The sequence below is a fragment of the Mesobacillus jeotgali genome (assembly GCF_002874535.1).
GTDB lineage: Bacteria > Bacillota > Bacilli > Bacillales > Cytobacillaceae > Mesobacillus > Mesobacillus jeotgali.
In genome coordinates this window covers 1,517,950-1,538,042 of record NZ_CP025025.1, presented here as the reverse complement: position 1 = coordinate 1,538,042, position 20,093 = coordinate 1,517,950, and the positions used below count along the sequence as shown (strand labels likewise).

Here is a 20,093-nt window from a genome sequence, read left to right as displayed (position 1 = left end):
ATCCATCAACCTTTCCTTACTAACTGCAATAAAGCCTGAACACTCTCATTTATTGAGACTTTTTCATTGGTTCCTTGTTTTAAGAAATCAAGAATTTGAGGGTATCTCATAATCGCTTCATCTATCTCGGCAGAAGTGCCTTTTTTATATGCCCCGATATTAATCAAATCCTCGGCATTGATATAAGTACTTAGTAATTCCCTCAATCTTTCAGCTGCTTTGACATGTTCATCGGCGACAATATTGTTCATGATTCGGCTTATGCTTTTTAACACATTCACTGCAGGGTACTGGCCTTTATTGGCTAAGTCCCTGTCTAAAACAAAGTGGCCATCCAGAATTCCCCTTACTGTGTCAGCAATAGGTTCGTTCATGTCATCACCATCTACAAGGACGGTATAAAAGCCAGTTATTGATCCAAATTCATTCGTCCCTGTCCTTTCAAGAAGCCTTGAAAGGATGGCGAACACTGAAGGAGTATATCCTTTCGTGGTAGGAGGTTCACCAACTGCCAGACCTACTTCACGCTGCGCCATAGCCACTCGAGTAACTGAATCCATCATCAGCATGACATTCAATCCTTTATCACGAAAATACTCTGCGATGGCTGTTGCTGTATAGGCTCCTTTGATCCGCATTAATGCAGGCTGGTCTGAAGTGGCAACAACTACTATCGAACGTTTTAGTCCTTCTGGACCTAAATCGCGTTCGATGAACTCTCTGACTTCTCGACCACGTTCACCAATCAACCCAATGACATTCAGGTCTGCTGTAGTATTTCTTGCAATCATTCCCAACAAAGTACTTTTCCCGACACCACTACCGGCAAATATCCCAACACGCTGGCCGCTGCCAACTGTCAGCAGGCTGTCAATCATCCTGACTCCGACTTCTATCGGTTCCGAGATTGGCGGTCTGCTCAAAGGGTTGGGGGGATCTTGTTCTGTAGGAACTGAAGCCAATCCTTTTGGCAGGCTGGATTGATCCAATGGAACACCTAGCGAATCAACGACTTTGCCAATCAATCCCGGCCCTGCTTTTATTTCAAGTGGTTTCATCGTCGTTTCAACCAGACTTCCAGGTGATATATCGTGAAGAGATGTATAAGGCATCAAAATGACGTTTTCATCTTTAAAACCGACAACCTCCGCCTGGATTTTCCGCTTTTTCTTTGTGCCCACATGAATAAAGCAGACATCGCCTATTGAACTTTCAGGCCCCTGGGACTCAATCATCAGGCCGACAACTCTTTTTACACGTCCATAACGTTTAAAACTATCCAGAAAATCGACATGTTCCAATAAATCTTCGGCCTTCACTATTGTTCACTCTCCAGCATTTCAAAAAGCTTATTTTTGATTTCTTCCAATTGACTGTCTACACTTGCGTCGACCCTGCCATTTTCAGATTCGATGATACACGATGTCTCCTCAAGCTCATCATCCGGGTAAATATAGAAATCAATATCCTTTGGAAAGATGGCAATCAGTTCATCCTTTTGGTTTAGCAGTTCCTGATAGTATTTCGGATGTACATGAAGCTGAATATCCTTATAATCCCTGGAGTTTTTTAACGCCCTTTTTACAAGGGGAAGGAAAGCTTCATCTGCAGCTAGTTTTTCCCCGATTATCTTCCCGGCTATTTTCACCCCGAGATCAAGAATTACCTTTTCTGATGATTCAATATGATTCTCGTAATCTCTTTTCGCCGCATCAACCGTTTCTTTAGCAAACATGATTGTTTGGCGGTACTCTTCATACCCCTGGGTTCTACCTTCCTGATAGCCTTGTTCAAAGCCCTGCTGCCTGGATTCTTCGACCAATAAAGATCTTTGCTGTTCCCATTCTTGCTGCTCCAGTTGGACTTGCTGGCGAATCTGTTCTGCTTCCTCAATGGCCTTTGACACAATATTATCTGCCTCAGCTAGAGCCCCCTCGATGATTCGCCTTCTTTCATCTTCCGTATGAGTGAAGACCTGTGGGACTTCTTGTTGTTCCGATGATTCTAACACCCTGATAGAGATGACCTTCTTTTCTGCTGGCATACTACTGGTGTATTGGGATTTGATAAGCCTAGACAATAATATCATCTCCTCCGCCACGGGCAATGACGATTTCACCAGCTTCTTCCAGACGACGGATAATAGCTACAATCCTGGATTGTGCTTCTTCAACATCGCGAAGCCTTACAGGACCCATGAATTCCATTTCATCCTGGAAGGTTTCGACCATACGCTTAGACATATTCTTAAAGACAATTTCTTTGACTTCATCACTTGAAACTTTAAGAGCAAGCATGAGATCTTCGTTTTCACAGTCTCTGATAACGCGCTGGATTGCACGGTTATCAAGTGTGACAATATCTTCAAATACGAACATCCGCTTTTTGATTTCCTCGGCCAGTTCAGGATCCTGGATTTCCAGTGCATCTAGAATCGTACGTTCGGTTGCACGGTCCACTCCGTTCAATACATCCACTACAGCCTCAATACCGCCAGTTTGCGTATAGTCCTGAGTAACAGTGGCTGAAAGCTTTCTTTCCAGGATTTGCTCGACCTCATTAATAATTTCTGGTGATGTGCTGTCCATCACTGCAATACGGCGTGCAATATCCGCCTGGACGTCTTGCGGCAGTTCAGATAAAATCTGGCCCGCTTGTGCCGAATCTAAATAAGAAAGTATGAGTGCAATCGTTTGTGGATGCTCGTTTTGAATAAAATTGAGAATTTGCCCAGCATCCGCTTTTCGTGCGAAATCAAATGGCCTTACTTGCAGCGATGATGTCAGTCTATTGATGATCACAGCGGCCTGATCGGTCCCTAACGCTTTTTCTAAAACCGTCTTCGCGTAACCGATTCCACCTTGCGTGATATAATCCTGAGCCAGCGCAATGCTGTGGAACTCTTCCAGAATTTCTTCCTTTGCCAGCGAGTCAACCTTCTTCACACCTGATATTTCAAGTGTAAGCTTCTCAATTTCTTCTTCACTTAAATGCTTATAAACCGAAGCAGAAACATCTGGGCCAAGTGAGATCAGGAGGATTGCTGCCTTCTGTTTTCCTGTTAATTCCTTTTGGTCTTTCCTCACCATTGGTCCTCCTCCTAATCCTCAGAAATCCAAGTTCGCAATAGCTTTGCGAAATCCTCTGGCTTTTCTTTCGCCATTTTTTCCAGTTGCTTTTTCTTCATTGTGCCTTCTGTCTCAAATTCCTTGTTCACATCAGGAACACGAATTGGCTCATATTTTTCTTCCATTACAAATTCTTCTTCTACTTCTTTCTTCCTCGATCTCATAAATAGAAGTAGTAATACTACAATACCTGCTAACAATAATCCGCCAACTAGGTATACCCACCAAGGCAGCTTTTCTACAACCTGGCTTTCGAAGGTTACCTTTCCATTGAACGGCTGCACTGATACAACGACCTTGTCTTCAATCAATTCATCTGTCAGCTCTTCGCCTAGAGACTCTTTATCAATGGTCGTTCTGACGATGGTACCAAGGATTTTTGTAATATCCTCTACACGTTCCTGCGGCAATGAATTACGGTCATCTGGAGTTGGCGGTTCGACCATCACCTGAATTCCAAGATCTCTCACCTTGTATGGACTCTCGGTAATTTCCTTACGAATTCTGCTGACCTCATTATTTATTGTTTCTTCGACTCTTTCATAATCTCCGTTGCCAGTTGCTCCCTCAAGGTATTGAGACCCAGTCGTTTCTCCAGGGTTTCCTCCTTCTGGAATCCCGCCAGCTTGATCTGCATTCCCAGTGAAGGTTTCAGTAATTCGCTGTGCACTGATTGCAATTCCTTCCATATTTTCTTTATCAACAGGCTCAACGATGTTTTCTTCTCTGTTTTCCTGGGTAAAGTCTATATCGGCGGTAACGGAAACAACTACTTTATCATGCCCCATAAGAGTGCCAAGCAAATTTTGGACCTGCCTTTGCACATCTCTCTCAATTTGCTGTTTGACCTGATGCTGAGAAGCAAAAGATGCTCCACTGGAATTATTTTCATTTTTTAAATCGAAGTACTCAAAATATTGATTCATGATGACGATATTATCTGTAGGAAGGTTGGGTACACTTTTAGCCACTAGGTGATAGAGTGCATTTATTTGATCTTCCTTGAATTGATAACCTGGGCTTGTATTTAGCACGATGGATGCCGATGCAGGCTGCTCATTATCGCTAACAAAAATCCCTTTTTCAGGCAGGTTAATCATTACCTTCGCATCATTGACGCCATCTATTCCTTTCATCAAATCAGCAAGCTCTGTTTGCATAGCATCCAGTTTTAAGACAAAGAATTCATTATCTGTCATACCGAGGCCGGCATTCTGGCTGAAAAATGAATAATCTATACTTCCTGATTTAGGAATTCCTTCAGCTGCCAGCTCAACTTTCAAGCTATCAACCGATTCCTTGGGAACTAGGATGGTGTTGCCTCCATCAGCAATTTCAGATTTTATGCCCCTTGCATCAAGGCTTTCTTTGATACTTCCAGTCTCGGCTGGAGAAAGATTGCTATAAAGCGGCTCAAGGGATGTCCTCGAGGTAAAGAAGGCTGTAAGGACGGCTACTGTCAAAACAAAGAAAATTGACGCACCAAGACTGATTTTTTGCTTTCTGGTGCGCCCTTGCCAGAAATCCTTCATTGTATGTATATACTTTTGAACGGTTTCTTTCATTTCAATCCCCCGGTTATTAAGTCTCTTCTTTTTATATAGCTAATAACCGATATAAACTTAGTTTTTAGCTCATATTATTAAACTTGCATTCTCATCATTTCCTGATATGCTTCAACCACTTTATTTCTGACTTCCATTGTAGCCTGCAGTGTAATGCTCGCCTTTTGGCTCGCAATCATTACCTGATGGAGGTCAACGTTTTCCCCCCGGGCAAGTTTTTCCGTCATTGCATCTGACTGAAGCTGCGTTTTATTTAAATTATCAATAGATTGCTTAAGTACGGACGAAAAGCTCTTTTGTGCTTCGTATGGTGTAGGTGTGGGAGTAGACACTTTTGTATCAAATGGCCTGACCATTTGGCTAACAGAATTAATCCCAGCTGAGTTCATTTAGTTCTCTCCTTATTTTCCTATTTCAAGGGCTTTCATCATCATGCCCTTGGAGGCGTTGAAAACTGTGACATTTGCTTCATAAGAACGTGTCGCGCTTATTAAATCCACCATTTCTCTTAATGGATCGACATTGGGATACGCAACATACCCTTCTTGATTTGCATCTGGGTGTTCAGGATCATATACCATCTTAAGAGGATTTTCTCTATCCTCTATTATTCTCGATACTTTAACTCCATTTCCCGCCCCTGATCCGTCTGTTTTTCCCATTGCTTTATTAAGGAATGAAGAAAAGTTTCCTTCCTTAGGTTGTAGGACGACCATTTTCCTGCGGTATGGCTCTCCATTTACACCTCTGGTAGAATCTACATTCGCCATGTTGGAAGAAATGACATCCATTCTTAGACGCTGTGCAGTTAACGCAGATGCAGTCGTATTCATGCTATGAAACATGGTCATTCTTACTTACCTCCCCTAATGACTGTTTGGAGAGAGTTGAATTTGCCATTAATCCTCTCAGTCAGCGCATTATAGTAAATTTGGTTTGTAGCCAGATCGGCCATTTCTTTATCCAAATCGACGCTGTTCCCATTCTCGTTATAATTCACGTTTGGATTAGTGACGACTCCAGGCAAACGACTCGCTTTGCTGCTAAATTCATAATGGCGGGCATCTGATCTATTCGCTTGAAAGGATTTACCCATCACATCCTGAAATACAGCCTTGAAGGACACGTCCTTTGCTTTATAATTCGGTGTATCAACATTCGCGATATTCTGCGAAATGACTTTTTGCTTCGCAGAAGAATAGTTCAACGCATGCTCGAGGGTTGATACAGTGTTTGAAAACAACTTCAATTTTTGCACCTCTCAATTGCCACACTGGATTATTTTGCTGAATTTTGTAATTCCTTGCTGAATTTCGTCATTATATTCCTAATTGTAAAGAATCTGAAATAATCTGTCTATGTACTTTCAGTTAATTTTTATCATGCATAATGCTCATTTTTCAAAATAGGATAAAAGACCTACTTGTTTACTTATTTTTATAATTTTATTAATTGATCCCAATTTTTTGTAAAGTTTTTAAAAAAATGTAGGAATAACGAATTATTATCTTTTGTTTTTCTAGCTGGATGAAAGGTTAAATTACCTACATAAGATTAGCATTTTTCCATTATTTCCTATTAATCATCTCTTGTTTGTGATTTGATAATTTGAACAGTGTAAAAAAATCGCAACATTTTTGTAATATTAGCTGATTGTAATCTGTTACTTTTCTAACTAACACTGCGTAAAACATTAAGACAAAAAAAATCCGCTGATGTTCAGCGGATTTTTTTTCATCATCTATTTAGTTGCTTTTAAGCTTTTCAAGTTCAAATAGGAACTTATCATTTAATACCTTGATATAAGTTCCTTTCATTCCAAGGGAACGGGACTCGATAACACCTGCGCTTTCCAGCTTGCGTAGTGCGTTAACAATTACAGAACGTGTGATCCCGACTCTGTCGGCGATTTTGGAAGCAACTAGAAGGCCTTCTTTTCCGTTAAGCTCTTCAAAGATATGCTCGATCGCTTCAAGTTCACTGTAGGATAATGAACTGATTGCCATTTGGACTACAGCCTTGCTTCGTGCTTCATCCTCAATCTCTTCTGCCTTTTCACGAAGGATTTCCATCCCTACAACGGTTGCGCCATATTCTGCAAGGATTAGGTCATCGTCGTGGAATTGTTCTTCAAGACGAGCAAGGATCAATGTTCCCAGACGTTCACCGCCGCCGATAATCGGCACGATTGTTGTTAAGCCGTTTTTGAAAAGTTCTTTGTTTTCAACTGGGAATGCTGTGTACTCACTCTCAACATCCAGGTTCGGTGAAGTCTCCTGGATATTGAAGAGATTTTTTGTATACTCTTCAGGGAATTGGCGGTCTTCGAGCATTTTTACCATGCGCTCGTTTTCAATCTGCTGATTGATTCCTAAACCTAAAAGCTTCCCTCTACGGCTGACAACAAAGATGTTAGCCTCGATTACTTCACTTAAAGTTTCTGACATTTCTTTGAAGTTTACCGGTTTGCCGGCAGCTTTTTGGAGCAGGGCGTTAATTTTTCTAGTTTTTGATAGTAAGTCCATTGTTTCTTCCTCCTATTTGCTTCAAACAAAAATACATTTATTTTAATCCTGGCTAGTTTCAATACTTAAGCACAATAAGCAGTTTTTATTTGTCTACCCTATTGAGTATGCATTAAAACGATTAACCATTATAATATGAACTGGCTTAAATCTTTGTTTCTTGAGATAGCGCCAAGTTTTTCTTCTACATATTGCGGAGTGATCGCTACCTTCTCGAGATTGATATCTGGAGCTTCAAAGCTCAGGTCTTCAAGCAGCTTCTCAAGTATTGTCTGCAGTCTTCGCGCTCCGATGTTATCCGTATTTTGATTCACATCATAAGCGACTTCAGCTATCTTACGAATAGCATCGTCAGAAAATTCAATTTGTATACCTTCTGTTTCCAATAAAGCTTCATATTGCTTTGTTAGTGCATTATCGGGCTCAACAAGAATCCTGTAAAAGTCCTCAACTGTCAGCTTAGTAAGCTCCACCCTGATTGGGAAACGCCCTTGCAATTCAGGTATCAGATCGGAAGGCTTCGCCATGTGGAACGCCCCTGCAGCAACGAACAAGATATGATCTGTTTTTACAGGACCGTACTTGGTGTTAACAGTCGACCCTTCCACAATCGGAAGAATATCCCTCTGAACACCCTCACGCGAAACATCTGCACTGGACCCACCGGAATTCTTGCTGGCAATTTTATCAATTTCATCAATAAAAATGATTCCTGCCTGCTCAGCACGGTATGTAGCTTCCTGAGTTACCTCATCCATATCAATCAGCTTTTGGGCTTCTTCATTGATTAATACCTGCCTGGCCTCACGTACAGGCAGCTTTCGTTTCTTGCGTTTCTTAGGCACCAAGCCACTCAAAGCATCCTGCATATTCATTCCCATTTGTTCCATTCCAGAACCCTGGAGCATATCAAACATGGAAGGCGTCTGCTCCTCGACTTCGACGGTTACCAGTTCATCCTCAAGTTCGCCTTTTGAGAGCTTTTCCTTGATGACTTTACGCTTTTCGAAAACCCCTAAATCTTCTGATTGGTTTTGCTCTTGTTCAGGCTGCTGCTGGCTTCCACCGAACAGCATTTCAAGTGGATTTTTGTAATTCACTGATTTTTTCGCTGAAGGGACTAACAGTTCGACAAGACGGCGGTTTGCATTTTCTTCTGCCGGTTCCTTGACACGCTCCATTTTCTCCTCTTTTACAAGCCTGATGGAGGTTTCAACAAGATCCCGCACCATGGATTCAACATCACGGCCAACATAACCTACTTCAGTGAACTTGGTCGCTTCTACTTTGACGAAAGGAGCGCCAACTAACTTAGCCATCCTTCTGGCAATTTCTGTTTTACCTACACCAGTAGGTCCAATCATCAGGATATTCTTCGGTATGATTTCATCCCGGATATTTTCAGCGAGCAAGCCACGGCGGTATCTATTTCTGAGAGCAACTGCAACAGCTTTTTTAGCATCCTTTTGACCGATAATATACTGGTCCAGCTTTTCCACGATCTGCCTTGGAGTTAAATTTGTCGTTTGTTTCACACTCAACACTCCTTTTCCGTTACAGTTCTTCCACGATAATATTGTGGTTTGTGTAAACACAAATGTCAGCAGCAATTTCCAATGAAGACTTCGCGATTTCTTTTGCTGTTAAATGTTCTCCAGCATATTGCTTTAATGCACGGCCAGCAGACAAGGCATAATTACCTCCAGAACCGATCGCCAAAATACCATCATCAGGTTCAATTACTTCGCCTGTTCCGGAAATAAGAAGCATATCTGTCTCATTCAATACGATTAGCATTGCCTCGAGTTTCCTTAGGACTTTATCACTTCTCCATTGCTTTGCAAGTTCGACTGCGGCTCTTTGGAGATTTCCGTTGTATTCCTCAAGCTTGCCTTCGAACATCTCAAACAGGGTGAACGCATCTGCGACAGAACCAGCAAATCCTGCAATTACTTTACCATTAAACAACTTTCGGACTTTCTTTGCTGTGTGTTTCATCACTACAGCATTCCCAAAGGTCACCTGGCCATCGCCTGACATTGCGCATTGGCCTTTATGTTGAACAGCAAAAATCGTTGTGGCATGGAATTCTGACATTCCTTCGTCCTCCTTCTGGCTTATGCCCTCGGATGATGTGACATATAAATATTGCGCAAGTGCTCTTTCGTAACATGGGTATATACTTGCGTTGAAGACAGGAACGCATGGCCCATCAACTCCTGGACAGTTCTCATATCTGCTCCATTGCTCATCATATGTGTGGCAAAGGAATGGCGCAGTTTATGGGGATGGATTTTCCCTGTCAGGGCTGACTTTTCAATCAGCTTATTCAGGATCTCCCTGATTCCCCTATCTGTCAGAGGCCCTCCCCGGAAATTCAGGAACAATTGGCCATGATCATCTTTAGTCTTCAGAAGTTCTGGTCTTCCATTCACTATGTAGTCTTCAATCGCATCCTGAGCAAAACTTCCGAAAGGCACATATCTATCCTTTTTCCTTTTTCCATGGATTAAAACTGTAGATAAGGATAAATCTATATCCTTCAGCTGGATTTTGCAGCACTCACCTACACGGATTCCTGTAGCGTAAAGCAGTTCCAAAAGAGCTTTGTTCCTTTTCCCAATCGCAGTTTCGGTTTCACATGCATTAAATAGCTGGGAAAGTTCCTCTTCATAAAAAAAATCTGGCAATCGCTTTTCCAGTTTCGGTATAGATACCAGGGAAAAGGGATTGTCTTCAACCAATTTTTCACGAAGCAAAAACTTATAAAAGCTGCGCATACATGAAATCCTGCGGGCGACAGACTTTCTGGAGAGCTGCTGGTCAAATAATTTCGTGAGGTAAATCCTTGTATCAGCATACTCTACTTCATCGAGACTGGTCAGGCCTTGTTCAGACATGAACAAAAAAAATTCCCTAATATCATGTTGGTAATGTTCAATTGTATATTGTGAGTAATTTTTTTCGATTTGTAAATATTCAATAAATAAGTTTAAAGAATTGTTCACATTTGCTTCCATATCGTCACCTCACAAGGGCTACTAAATAGTATCATATTTATATAGCCCTCGCAATATAAATTACAAATTTTTCACAAATTTCTGAATTGTTTCCAACGCTCTGGAAGCATGCTTCTCATTACGTTCCTGCTTACCCTTGATTTTCTCTGGCAGATCAGGGAAAAGCCCGAAGTTTGCATTCATCGGCTGGAAGTTTTTAGCGTTCGTTGTTGTAATATACCTGGCCATGCTTCCCATTGCTGTTTCATGAGGGAATTCAACCGGCTCTTCACCTTTTACAAGACGTGCAGCATTGATTCCAGCAATCATGCCGCTCGCTGCAGATTCCACATACCCTTCAACCCCAGTCATTTGTCCTGCAAAGAATAAATCTTCTCTATTCCTGAATTGGTATGTTGCTTTTAAAACCTTAGGTGAGTTGATAAATGTATTACGATGCATAACACCGTACCGTACAATTTCAGCGTTTTCCAAACCAGGAATCAATTGAATGACTTCCTTTTGCGGTCCCCATTTCAGATGAGTCTGGAAGCCTACAATATTGTAAAGTGTTCCAGCAGCATCATCCTGGCGAAGCTGCACTACGGCATAAGGCCGCTTTCCAGTTCTAGGATCCTCCAGGCCAACCGGCTTCATCGGTCCGAAAAGCATTGTCTTCCTACCTCTTTGGCCCATGACCTCGATAGGCATACAACCTTCAAAAAAGATTTCTTTTTCAAATTCCTTAAGCGGAACTGTTTCAGCAGAGATCAACGCTTCATAAAAACGGTCGAATTCTTCCTCAGTCATCGGACAATTAAGGTATGCTGCTTCTCCTTTGTCATATCGGGATTTCAGATAGACCTTATCCATGTCGATGCTGTCTTTTTCAATAATAGGAGCTGCTGCGTCATAAAAATATAAATATTCTTCCCCTGTAAGCTCCTTTAGTTGTTGGGACAACGCCTGGCTTGTCAAAGGCCCTGTAGCGATGATAGTAGGCCCCTGTGGAATTTCAGTGATTTCTTCATTAAATACAGTAACATTGGGATGTTCCTTTACACGGCTAGTAACATGTGCCGCAAACTCATGGCGATCTACCGCCAAAGCTCCGCCTGCTGGTACAGCACACGCATCCGCTGCGCCAATGATGACAGAGTCAAGCCTTCTCATCTCTTCTTTTAATACCCCAACTGCATTTGTTAAGGTATTTGCACGCAAAGAGTTACTGCATACTAACTCAGCAAATTTATCTGTATGGTGAGCAGGTGTCTGCTTTACCGGTCTCATTTCATATAAGTTCACTTTGATGCCTCTTTCGGCAAGCTGCCATGCAGCTTCACTTCCGGCCAATCCGGCACCGACGACATTTACTGTAGCTTCAGTCATATCTATTTCCTCCAGTAGCTGTAAAAATTGATAAAATCTTTGTAGTCAGCCTTTTCAAAGGCTGTTTTCTCATTGATTGGTGGTTTTCGCATATCCAGAAAGCAACAAAGTTTACGAAAAGAGCCTTATCAAAAGAATTATTATACCATCTGCATTCACATAAATCTTCTATTATATAAGTGAATTCATTAATATCTTTACATTTTCATTTTTTACAGAGCATTTATCTATAATAGACACTCATTCAAACATAAATCCCCTAAGACAACCCATTCCACAATCAATATTACTTACTTTACCCTGATACTTGTATCATTTTGCACTTTCATTTACGAAAAAGAAAGAAAAAAGTTTCAAAAAACGAAAAGCGCAAGCGACTTGGTCAGCCCTGACTGCATTTTTACAAATATAAAGAGTGAGCCATGGGCTCACTCTAGCTTTGTGGTTCCTCTTTATAGTCGCATTCTGTACACTGAACCTGGACGCCCTTTTTAAGCTTCTTTTCAACTAGCATATTTTCACATTTTGGGCATTTCCTTGCAAGTGGTTTATCCCATGAAAGGAAATCGCATTCAGGGAAGCGGTCACAGCCGTAAAAAATCCGGCGTTTCTTGCTCTTCCGTTCAATGATATTGCCTTTCTCACACTTAGGGCAATTGACCCCTATCTCCTTGACTATTGCCTTCGTGTTCCTGCAGTCAGGGAAATTGCTGCAGGCCATGAACTTGCCGTAGCGCCCCATTTTGAATACCATCGGTGAACCGCACTGATCACAATCTTCCCCAGCGGGTTCATCCTTGATTTCAATTTCCTGCATTTCTTTTTCCGCTACTTCAAGATTCTTTTCAAAATCACGGTAGAATTCGTCAATGACTTTGACCCAATTGATTTTCCCATCTTCGACATTATCGAGATTCTGTTCCATTTTGGCGGTGAACTCAAGATCAAGTATTTCCGGGAAAAATTCCAGCATAAGCTCATGGATTACTTCGCCAAGTTCGGTTGGCACGAATCGTTTATTATCGAGCGATACATAGCCTCTCTTCTGGATCGTATCCAGGGTTGGCGCGTATGTTGATGGCCGGCCGATCCCCATTTCCTCAAGCGTCCTGACGAGCCTTGCTTCTGTATATCTTGGAGGCGGCTGTGTAAAGTGCTGCTTCGGTTCGAGATCTTTCTTCGTGACCTCGTCACCTTGCTTAAGGTCGGGAAGGAATTTATCCTTTTCTTCCACCTGGTCATCTGAACCTTCTACATAAACCTTCATAAAGCCCGGGAATTTAACTTTCGAGCCTGTCGCACGGAAAGTAACTTCGCCGTTCTTTAAATCAACACTCATCGTATCCATAATTGCTGGAGCCATCTGGCTCGCGACGAACCGTTCCCAAATAAGTTTGTAAAGTCTGTATTGATCTCTTGAAAGGAATTCCTTGATCGTCTCAGGAACCTTCAATGTACTTGTTGGCCGAATCGCTTCATGGGCGTCTTGAGCATTGGACTGTTTCTTTTCTTTCCTGGCCTCTGTCTGTATGAACTTTTCTCCATACTGACCAGTGATATACTCCCTTGCTTCGCCTTGTGCGACTTCAGAAATTCTGGTAGAGTCCGTTCTCATATAGGTGATTAAACCGACTGTACCTTCTTTTCCAAGGTCGATACCTTCATAAAGCTGCTGGGCAAGCATCATTGTCTTTTTGGCACGGAAGTTAAGCTTTCGTGCTGCTTCCTGCTGTAACGAAGAAGTAATGAATGGTGGTGCAGGATTACGTTTACGTTCTTTCTTCGTCACCGACTCAACAGTGAATTTGTTCCCCTTTACTTGTTTAAGGATGTTTTTGACATCGTCTTCTGATTTCAACTCAGTTTTTTGTTTGCCAATTCCGTAAAAAGAAGCTTCAAAAGCACTTTTTCCTTTGAGGAATTCCGCACCGATTGTCCAATATTCTTCTGGAACAAACGCAGCGATTTCCTTCTCACGATCAATGATCATCCTTAAGGCAACAGATTGTACGCGTCCCGCGCTCAGCCCCTTCTTGACTTTCTTCCAAAGTAGCGGACTGATATTATATCCTACTAGTCTGTCCAGAGCACGACGTGCCTGCTGGGCATCTACGAGATCCATATTGATCGCACGGGGATGTTTAAAAGATTCCTTGATTGCATCCTTTGTGATCTCATTAAATACAACCCTGCAATCAGAATGGACATCAACGTCAAGACTTTTGGCCAAATGCCATGCAATTGCTTCCCCTTCTCTGTCGGGGTCAGCCGCGAGATAGACTTTCTTTGCTTTTTTAGCTGCAGATTTCAATTCCTTCAGTACTGGTCCCTTACCCCGGATTGTAATGTACTTAGGGTTGTAGTTATTTTTCGTATCAATTCCCATCTGACTCTTAGGCAAATCTATCAAATGCCCCATAGAGGCTTTCACTTTATATTTTTTTCCAAGATAACGCTCAATCGTCTTAGCCTTTGCAGGCGATTCGACGATTACTAAAAAATCCGACATCCAATTGTCCTCCTTAGAGGTATAAAATTACATTAATTATTATCAACATATCATAATGTTGTCAAATCAACCATTAAAGTAAACGGTTTCAACTCATCTAGAGCTGCTCTGTTAAACACGGCTGTTGATTTTCGTTCCAGGCGCTTCGCTTTCCGCGGGCAGTCGGGGAGCCTCCTCGGCGCTTTATGCGCCTGCGGGGTCTCCCCATGACTCGCTCATCCCGCAGGACATTGATTATGCTTCCTCGAACTCGCCCACGCACGACGAAAATGCGTTAGCATTTTCGGAGGAGTCTACGCGCCTTCCACTACAATCAACAGGGCTCTATATCAAATTAAGATTTAACAGAGCCTAGAAATTTTAAAATACCTGATGCAAAATGTATAACAGATTGAAAATTATTTCAACCTTTTTGATGTAAATTTTCATTCAAATATAAAAATAACTTAGTAAAAAAGTATATTTCTGAAACTTTTATAACTATTTCTAAGCATTTTATACGATTATTACACATTACATACCAAGTTCCTCTAAAATATCCTCTGAACTTTTCACCAGTTTGGCTCCTTGCTGGATTAAATAATGGACTCCATCAGAATCCGGACTCAAAATGCTGCCGGGGACAGCAAATACGTCCCTGCCTTCATTCAAGGAAAAATCCGCTGTGATCAATGAGCCGCTCTTTTTCCTTGCTTCAATAACAAGTGTACCCTCTGAAATGCCGCTGATAATCCTATTCCGCATCGGAAATTGCCATTTTGCAGGCATTGTCGCAGGTGGATATTCCGATAATACAAGTTGTTTTTCCATCATGAATTCTGCCAACTTAACATTTTCCTTAGGATATAGATTATGAAACCCGCCAGCTATGACACCTATTGTTTTCCCGCCCAATTTAATAGCTGCTTTATGGGCATGGGCATCTATCCCCCTTGCGAGACCACTAACAATCTGTACATTTTTATCTATTAATGAAGGAAATAAATAGTCGACCGCTCCTATGCCATATGTTGTGGCGCACCTAGAGCCAACCACAGCAAGGTTTTTTCTGTTCTTTAGCAAGGATAGATCTCCTCTGGCAAACAGCATCCATGGAGGTTGATAGATAGTCTTAAGCCTGTCTGGGTAGTCTTCGTCAAAAATAGTGATTAGATGAATATTCTGTTTGGTGTAGTCATTGAGAAGTTTATCGATGGAAATAAATTGATGGTCTCTGTTGAGTCGTTCTACTCGAGGATTATTAGAGGAATATGTTTCATCTTCATTATTAATTATTGCAGAATCTGTTTTGAGGATTGAGTAAATTGATTTCCAGCTGGCGTGTCTGCTATGGACAAGCTGGATCAGTTTCTTTTTCATTTTATCCATATGCTTCCCCCTGGGATTAATAAACAGCCCCTCTGTTAGGAGGGACTGTCTGATTGAATGCTTTAGTGTGTTTTGCACTTGTCGTAAAGGTCTTGCTCCTTCAAAACGCGGATTAGCGTTTCGCCCATTACGGATGGAGTTTCAGCAACCTGAATACCACATTCGTTCATTACGCGGATCTTTTCGTCTGCTGTACCTTTTCCGCCAGAAATAATCGCACCAGCATGGCCCATGCGCTTCCCTGGAGGTGCAGTTCTTCCGCCGATGAAGCCTACAACTGGTTTAGTCATGTTTGCCTTGACCCACTCAGCTGCTTCTTCTTCAGCCGTTCCGCCGATTTCACCAATCATGATGACAGCATATGTGTCAGGATCTTCATTGAATGCCTTCAGGACATCGATGAAGTTCGTTCCATTAACTGGGTCTCCGCCGATTCCTACAGCTGTAGACTGGCCGATTCCTTCTTGAGTTAACTGGTGTACCGCTTCATATGTCAGCGTTCCAGAACGTGATACAACACCAACATGTCCTTTTGTATGGATATATCCAGGCATGATTCCAATCTTGCACTCTTCAGGAGTGATGACGCCCGGGCAGTTAGGACCAACTAGGCGAGTTTTCTTTCCTTCCATGTATCGCTTAACCTTGACCATATCCAATACTGGGATATGCTCAGTGATACAGATAGCCAAATCAAGCTCTGCATCAACAGCTTCGACAATAGCATCTGCAGCAAATGGAGCTGGTACATAGATTACTGTCGCATTTGCGCCTGTTGCATCAACAGCTTCTTGTACTGTGTTGAATACAGGAACGCCTTCTACTTCTGTACCGCCCTTGCCTGGAGATGTTCCTCCAACAATTTTTGTACCATATTCAAGCATTTGTTTTGTATGGAAAAGGGCAGTAGAACCCGTAATCCCTTGAACAATAACCTTTGTATCTTTATTAATGAATACGCTCACGTCAAATTCTCTCCTTTCGATCCTACTTAACTAATGAAACGATTTTTTCAGCGCCGTCTGCCATTGATTCAGCAGCAATGATATTTAAGCCAGACTCATTAAGAATCTGTTTTCCAAGATCTACGTTAGTACCTTCAAGACGAACAACAAGCGGAACCTCAAGTCCAACCTGCTTTGCAGCTTCCACAACACCAGTAGCAATTACATCACACTTCATGATGCCGCCGAAGATATTAACAAAGATTCCTTTTACGTTTGGATCTGAAAGGATGATTTTGAATGCTTCCGTTACTTTCTCTGCAGTAGCGCCGCCCCCAACATCAAGGAAGTTTGCAGGGTCTCCGCCATAATGCTTAACGATGTCCATAGTTGCCATAGCAAGGCCGGCACCGTTAACCATGCAGCCGATATTTCCATCCAAAGAAATATAGCTCAGGTCATACTTCGATGCTTCGATTTCTTTTGGATCCTCTTCTTCTAGGTCGCGGTACTCAAGGATATCCTTCTGGCGGTATAACGCGTTTGAATCAAAGTTCAATTTAGCGTCAAGTGCCATTACCTGTCCGTCACCAGTTACAACCAATGGGTTGATTTCAGCGATGGAGCAATCCTTTTCGACATAAGCGTTATATAAGCCCATCATGAACTTTACAGCCTGGTTGACTAGTTCCTTCGGGATGTTGATGTTGAATGCGATTCGGCGAGCCTGATATGGCATAAGTCCTAATACAGGATCGATTTCTTCCTTGAAGATTTTTTCAGGAGTCGCTTCAGCAACCTCTTCGATCTCCGTTCCGCCTTCTTCAGAAGCCATAAGGACAACGCGTGAAGTAGCACGGTCAAGCACCAGGCCTACATAGTACTCCTTCTTGATGTCGCAGCCTTCCTCAATCAATAGACGTTTTACTTCCTTACCTTCTGGACCAGTCTGGTGAGTAACCAGTGTCTTACCTAAAATCTCAGAAGCATATGTACGTACTTCATCAAGGTTCTTTGCAACCTTGACTCCGCCGGCTTTACCCCTTCCGCCAGCATGGATTTGAGCTTTTACGACAACAACAGACGTTCCAAGCTCTTTAGCTGCTTCAACAGCTTCCTCAACTGTAAAAGCAACCTTCCCATTCGGTACTTTTACCCCATATTTTCTGAGGATTTCTTTTCCTTGATACTCATGGACATTCATTTCCCATCCTCCTATCTATTAGAAAAACAAACAAAAATACAGAATCGCCTAACGATTAGCTGCATCAATTCATTTTCCTAAGTAGAAAATATAATTCATTTAATTTTTTAAAAAATAGACTGCGCTTTCATTTTATATAATGAACTATTGATTGTCTACCTTTATGATTTAAATATTTCGCCATTTTAAATATTGCAAAAAAATATCCAAGCAAATGCTCACCAATTTAAAAAGCCGGGATGATTGCGTTTCCCGGCTTTGACAGTGAAAAATCCTGCTAAAAAAGCTATATTCATTCTTTTGGTTTTCATTGTTAAAATATTATTTTTGTCTTCCTGCTTGTTTATCCAAATGATAGACAAAGGAAAATACTTCAGCTACTGCTTGGTACAATTCTTCTGGTATTCGCTCATTTAATTCCAGCTGGCTCAAGACTTCAACGAGCGAAGGATCTTCCTGAATGGGAATATCATGATCCTTCGCTTTTTCAATGATTTGTTCAGCAACGAGACCCTTACCTTTCGCCATTACTTTAGGAGCGTCCATATTTCCAGCATTATACCCGAGGGCTACAGCTGATTTTCTTGTATGCTTAGGTGGTTTCATATTTTAATATCCACTCCGCTATATTCTTTTTGGCCATATAGATCTGCCAGGCTGCGTTGATTTCTCCCTGTCTGGGATTTCCCTGGAACATGGAAGTGAACAGAGGACAGATGATAATCAATTTCCGCTAGCTTCAATTTCAATAACGGTGTCATTTCTTCTGCCATCTTTTTCAGAGTGGGATTTTCGTTAAAAATCTGGACACTCATAATGCGATTCTGTACTTGCATATCAACGATAACATCATCCAAATGTTTAAGTTTCAGGTAAAAGAGAACACGACAAAAATCAGCGTCTATTTTTCCATCTTCAGTCTTTTTCCCACTCCACTGCATCGTGAGTTCATTCGTTTTCCCACCCAGCATAAAGGGTATTTGCACGACAAGCTGCTGGATCGGACCAGCTTCCTGGGAAAGCAGCTGGAATCCTGTTATTTTGTGTAAGACCAGCTCAGCCGCTTCTTTGACAGCAGGTGGAGGATTCTCGTTTAAAAGGCGCAGAACAAGGGATTTAAGTGTCTCTGATACCTGTGCCTTGCCAAGCTCACCATCTTTTATAACTTCGCTAAGCTGTTGTTCGTAAGATAGCCCCAGGGCTGACAGGAATTGTTTTATCCTTGTATCTGTGAGGAGTGTGGTGCCCGTTTCTTGCAGCGAAGCTGGCTGTTCTGCTTTGGCAACTGCTTCTGACAGCAGCTGTGCATGCAGGCCTGTTAAATTGCCTGATTGGGACTGTCCCGCAGCCCTAAGCAAGTTTACTCCAGCTTGTCGCCACGTATCCTTTTCGCCCATCAGGAAGGATAGGGACTCTCCATCACTCACCATTGAGATTAACTGCTTGAAAGCCTGGAGTCCTTGCTGTGCCTCCACTTCTTTTCCAGGAGTTCGGTAGAATAACATTTTAAGTGATTCTGCCAGCTCATTAGCTGGTAATGTTTTTTCAGGAAAGAAATTTGAGATCATCTGTCTGGCAGTAGAACTATCGCCATTTCCTATGAGTGTTATGATATTTTTCGCGAAATTCAGCCTTTCAGGCAGTTTATCTCCGACTGTGCCTGAACTTTGCAGCCTGACCAGCATTTGCTGTAAAAGATTTCTTTCACTGCTTTTCGAAGTAGTCGCACCAAACTGTTCAAGCAGTTCCAGAGCAGCTTGACTTTCCTGACCTTTCCGATTAAGCCATATTGCCGCTAAATTATTCACGGCTGCTTCAGAATTCATTACTTTACTGGATGGCAGCATTTCATTCAAAAGTTTTTTAAGACTTGTACCTGCCGCAGAACTCCACGCCGTGTCTAAAGTCTTTTCAAGTTTATCCAACAACTGGACCAAAGATGGTTCTTTGGTGGTGGTATAGAGGGCATCAAACGAGGACTGTGTAACAGGAAACCCTCTAGTAAAGATCAATTTTATAGCATCTTGACCAGCACTGCGTGAATCCGCCGTACTCAGCCACTCTGCCGCCTGCTTTAGAAGTTCTCGGTTAACAGGAAGCTGCTCTTTGATAAAAAAACGGACAAGGTCCAAATTATCCTTTGTCGGCTGCATCGCAAATTCTCCGAGAATCTTTGCCATGCTCCCCGGCTGGAATTTATCCTCACTACCTGATCCAACCACCTTCAAATGAACCTTTCCTTCACCAGGCTGAACCTGGAACCAGTATCGCTCATTTGCAGATAATGGAGTTTCTAATTTTGCGATCATTTTTTGGCTGCCGACTTGCACTTCTGCAACTTGATCAGGGTAGAGCTTCAGGATTTTCCCATTAATGATTTGGCCGGGCCGAAATTCAGCTGTTTTTATTTGCTGTGTTGTTTTTTGGTTAAATAAGCCTTGCAGCGCTCCTGCTTCCATGGT

The 20,093-nt window shown here is 42.1% G+C and carries 18 protein-coding genes; all 18 read right to left on the bottom strand.

What is annotated here, in order from left to right:
* Positions 1-5: 5 nt before the first annotated feature.
* On the bottom strand, positions 6-1,319 hold the full coding sequence (gene fliI, locus CD004_RS07530) for a flagellar protein export ATPase FliI (RefSeq protein ID WP_102262192.1): 1,314 nt from the start codon (positions 1,317-1,319) through the stop codon (positions 6-8).
* Positions 1,319-2,089 (bottom strand): flagellar assembly protein FliH, encoded by a 771-nt coding sequence (gene fliH, locus CD004_RS07525; RefSeq protein WP_102262191.1) that lies wholly within the window; start codon positions 2,087-2,089, stop codon positions 1,319-1,321. The genes fliI and fliH overlap by 1 nt, the downstream gene beginning before the upstream one ends.
* A complete protein-coding gene (fliG, locus tag CD004_RS07520; protein WP_023614895.1) occupies positions 2,073-3,089 on the bottom strand; it encodes a flagellar motor switch protein FliG in 1,017 nt (338 codons plus the stop codon). Before fliG ends, fliH begins: the two co-directional genes overlap by 17 nt.
* Before the next feature lie 11 nt (positions 3,090-3,100).
* Positions 3,101-4,693, bottom strand: a complete 1,593-nt coding sequence (gene fliF, locus CD004_RS07515) for a flagellar basal-body MS-ring/collar protein FliF (protein ID WP_102262190.1) — start codon at positions 4,691-4,693, stop codon at positions 3,101-3,103.
* A 77-nt stretch (positions 4,694-4,770) separates the two neighbouring features.
* Positions 4,771-5,049 (bottom strand): flagellar hook-basal body complex protein FliE, encoded by a 279-nt coding sequence (gene fliE, locus CD004_RS07510; RefSeq protein ID WP_233435016.1) that lies wholly within the window; start codon positions 5,047-5,049, stop codon positions 4,771-4,773.
* A gap of 45 nt (positions 5,050-5,094) precedes the next feature.
* Positions 5,095-5,544 carry a flagellar basal body rod protein FlgC gene (gene flgC / locus CD004_RS07505; RefSeq protein ID WP_102262189.1) on the bottom strand — a complete coding sequence of 150 codons (450 nt, stop codon included), beginning with the start codon at positions 5,542-5,544 and terminating at the stop codon, positions 5,095-5,097.
* 2 nt (positions 5,545-5,546) lie between these two features.
* Positions 5,547-5,942, bottom strand: a complete 396-nt coding sequence (flgB, locus tag CD004_RS07500) for a flagellar basal body rod protein FlgB (RefSeq protein WP_041967253.1) — start codon at positions 5,940-5,942, stop codon at positions 5,547-5,549.
* A gap of 496 nt (positions 5,943-6,438) precedes the next feature.
* The gene (codY, locus tag CD004_RS07495) at positions 6,439-7,218 is read right to left on the bottom strand and encodes a GTP-sensing pleiotropic transcriptional regulator CodY (protein WP_102262188.1); all 780 of its coding nucleotides are present in this window, start codon (positions 7,216-7,218) and stop codon (positions 6,439-6,441) included.
* A 128-nt stretch (positions 7,219-7,346) separates the two neighbouring features.
* Entirely contained in the window at positions 7,347-8,753 is a 1,407-nt protein-coding gene (gene hslU, locus CD004_RS07490; RefSeq protein WP_102262187.1) for an ATP-dependent protease ATPase subunit HslU, read from the bottom strand.
* 19 nt (positions 8,754-8,772) lie between these two features.
* Positions 8,773-9,315 (bottom strand): ATP-dependent protease subunit HslV, encoded by a 543-nt coding sequence (hslV, locus tag CD004_RS07485; protein WP_041964480.1) that lies wholly within the window; start codon positions 9,313-9,315, stop codon positions 8,773-8,775.
* A gap of 20 nt (positions 9,316-9,335) precedes the next feature.
* Complete coding sequence (gene xerC, locus CD004_RS07480) at positions 9,336-10,238, bottom strand: tyrosine recombinase XerC (protein ID WP_102262186.1); 903 nt, start codon at positions 10,236-10,238, stop codon at positions 9,336-9,338.
* A 60-nt stretch (positions 10,239-10,298) separates the two neighbouring features.
* The gene (gene trmFO, locus CD004_RS07475; RefSeq protein ID WP_102262185.1) at positions 10,299-11,606 is read right to left on the bottom strand and encodes an FADH(2)-oxidizing methylenetetrahydrofolate--tRNA-(uracil(54)-C(5))-methyltransferase TrmFO; all 1,308 of its coding nucleotides are present in this window, start codon (positions 11,604-11,606) and stop codon (positions 10,299-10,301) included.
* Between the two features lie 433 nt (positions 11,607-12,039).
* Positions 12,040-14,115 (bottom strand): type I DNA topoisomerase, encoded by a 2,076-nt coding sequence (gene topA, locus CD004_RS07470; protein ID WP_102262184.1) that lies wholly within the window; start codon positions 14,113-14,115, stop codon positions 12,040-12,042.
* A 513-nt stretch (positions 14,116-14,628) separates the two neighbouring features.
* Entirely contained in the window at positions 14,629-15,483 is an 855-nt protein-coding gene (gene dprA / locus CD004_RS07465) for a DNA-processing protein DprA (RefSeq protein WP_102262183.1), read from the bottom strand.
* 62 nt (positions 15,484-15,545) lie between these two features.
* Positions 15,546-16,448, bottom strand: coding sequence for a succinate--CoA ligase subunit alpha (gene sucD / locus CD004_RS07460; protein WP_102262182.1), 903 nt, complete (start codon positions 16,446-16,448; stop codon positions 15,546-15,548).
* 22 nt (positions 16,449-16,470) lie between these two features.
* Entirely contained in the window at positions 16,471-17,631 is a 1,161-nt protein-coding gene (gene sucC / locus CD004_RS07455) for an ADP-forming succinate--CoA ligase subunit beta (protein WP_102262181.1), read from the bottom strand.
* Between the two features lie 321 nt (positions 17,632-17,952).
* Complete coding sequence (locus CD004_RS07450; RefSeq protein ID WP_102262180.1) at positions 17,953-18,237, bottom strand: EscU/YscU/HrcU family type III secretion system export apparatus switch protein; 285 nt, start codon at positions 18,235-18,237, stop codon at positions 17,953-17,955.
* Positions 18,234-20,090, bottom strand: a complete 1,857-nt coding sequence (locus CD004_RS07445; protein WP_102262179.1) for a hypothetical protein — start codon at positions 20,088-20,090, stop codon at positions 18,234-18,236. The genes CD004_RS07450 and CD004_RS07445 overlap by 4 nt, the downstream gene beginning before the upstream one ends.
* Positions 20,091-20,093 lie beyond the last annotated feature (3 nt).

Excerpts from the sequence above, each read along its gene's own strand:
- codY (WP_102262188.1), bottom strand. The coding sequence starts at position 7,218 with ATGGACTTACTATCAAAAACTAGAAAAATTAACGCCCTGCTCCAAAAA.
- CD004_RS07445 (WP_102262179.1), bottom strand. The coding sequence starts at position 20,090 with ATGGAAGCAGGAGCGCTGCAAGGCTTATTTAACCAAAAAACAACACAG.
- dprA (WP_102262183.1), bottom strand. The coding sequence starts at position 15,483 with ATGGATAAAATGAAAAAGAAACTGATCCAGCTTGTCCATAGCAGACAC.
- fliH (WP_102262191.1), bottom strand. The coding sequence starts at position 2,089 with ATGATATTATTGTCTAGGCTTATCAAATCCCAATACACCAGTAGTATG.
- sucC (WP_102262181.1), bottom strand. The coding sequence starts at position 17,631 with ATGAATGTCCATGAGTATCAAGGAAAAGAAATCCTCAGAAAATATGGG.
- fliF (WP_102262190.1), bottom strand. The coding sequence starts at position 4,693 with ATGAAAGAAACCGTTCAAAAGTATATACATACAATGAAGGATTTCTGG.
- topA (WP_102262184.1), bottom strand. The coding sequence starts at position 14,115 with ATGTCGGATTTTTTAGTAATCGTCGAATCGCCTGCAAAGGCTAAGACG.
- xerC (WP_102262186.1), bottom strand. The coding sequence starts at position 10,238 with ATGGAAGCAAATGTGAACAATTCTTTAAACTTATTTATTGAATATTTA.
- hslV (WP_041964480.1), bottom strand. The coding sequence starts at position 9,315 with ATGTCAGAATTCCATGCCACAACGATTTTTGCTGTTCAACATAAAGGC.
- CD004_RS07450 (WP_102262180.1), bottom strand. The coding sequence starts at position 18,237 with ATGAAACCACCTAAGCATACAAGAAAATCAGCTGTAGCCCTCGGGTAT.
- trmFO (WP_102262185.1), bottom strand. The coding sequence starts at position 11,606 with ATGACTGAAGCTACAGTAAATGTCGTCGGTGCCGGATTGGCCGGAAGT.
- flgC (WP_102262189.1), bottom strand. The coding sequence starts at position 5,544 with ATGACCATGTTTCATAGCATGAATACGACTGCATCTGCGTTAACTGCA.
- fliG (WP_023614895.1), bottom strand. The coding sequence starts at position 3,089 with ATGGTGAGGAAAGACCAAAAGGAATTAACAGGAAAACAGAAGGCAGCA.
- fliE (WP_233435016.1), bottom strand. The coding sequence starts at position 5,049 with ATGGTCAGGCCATTTGATACAAAAGTGTCTACTCCCACACCTACACCA.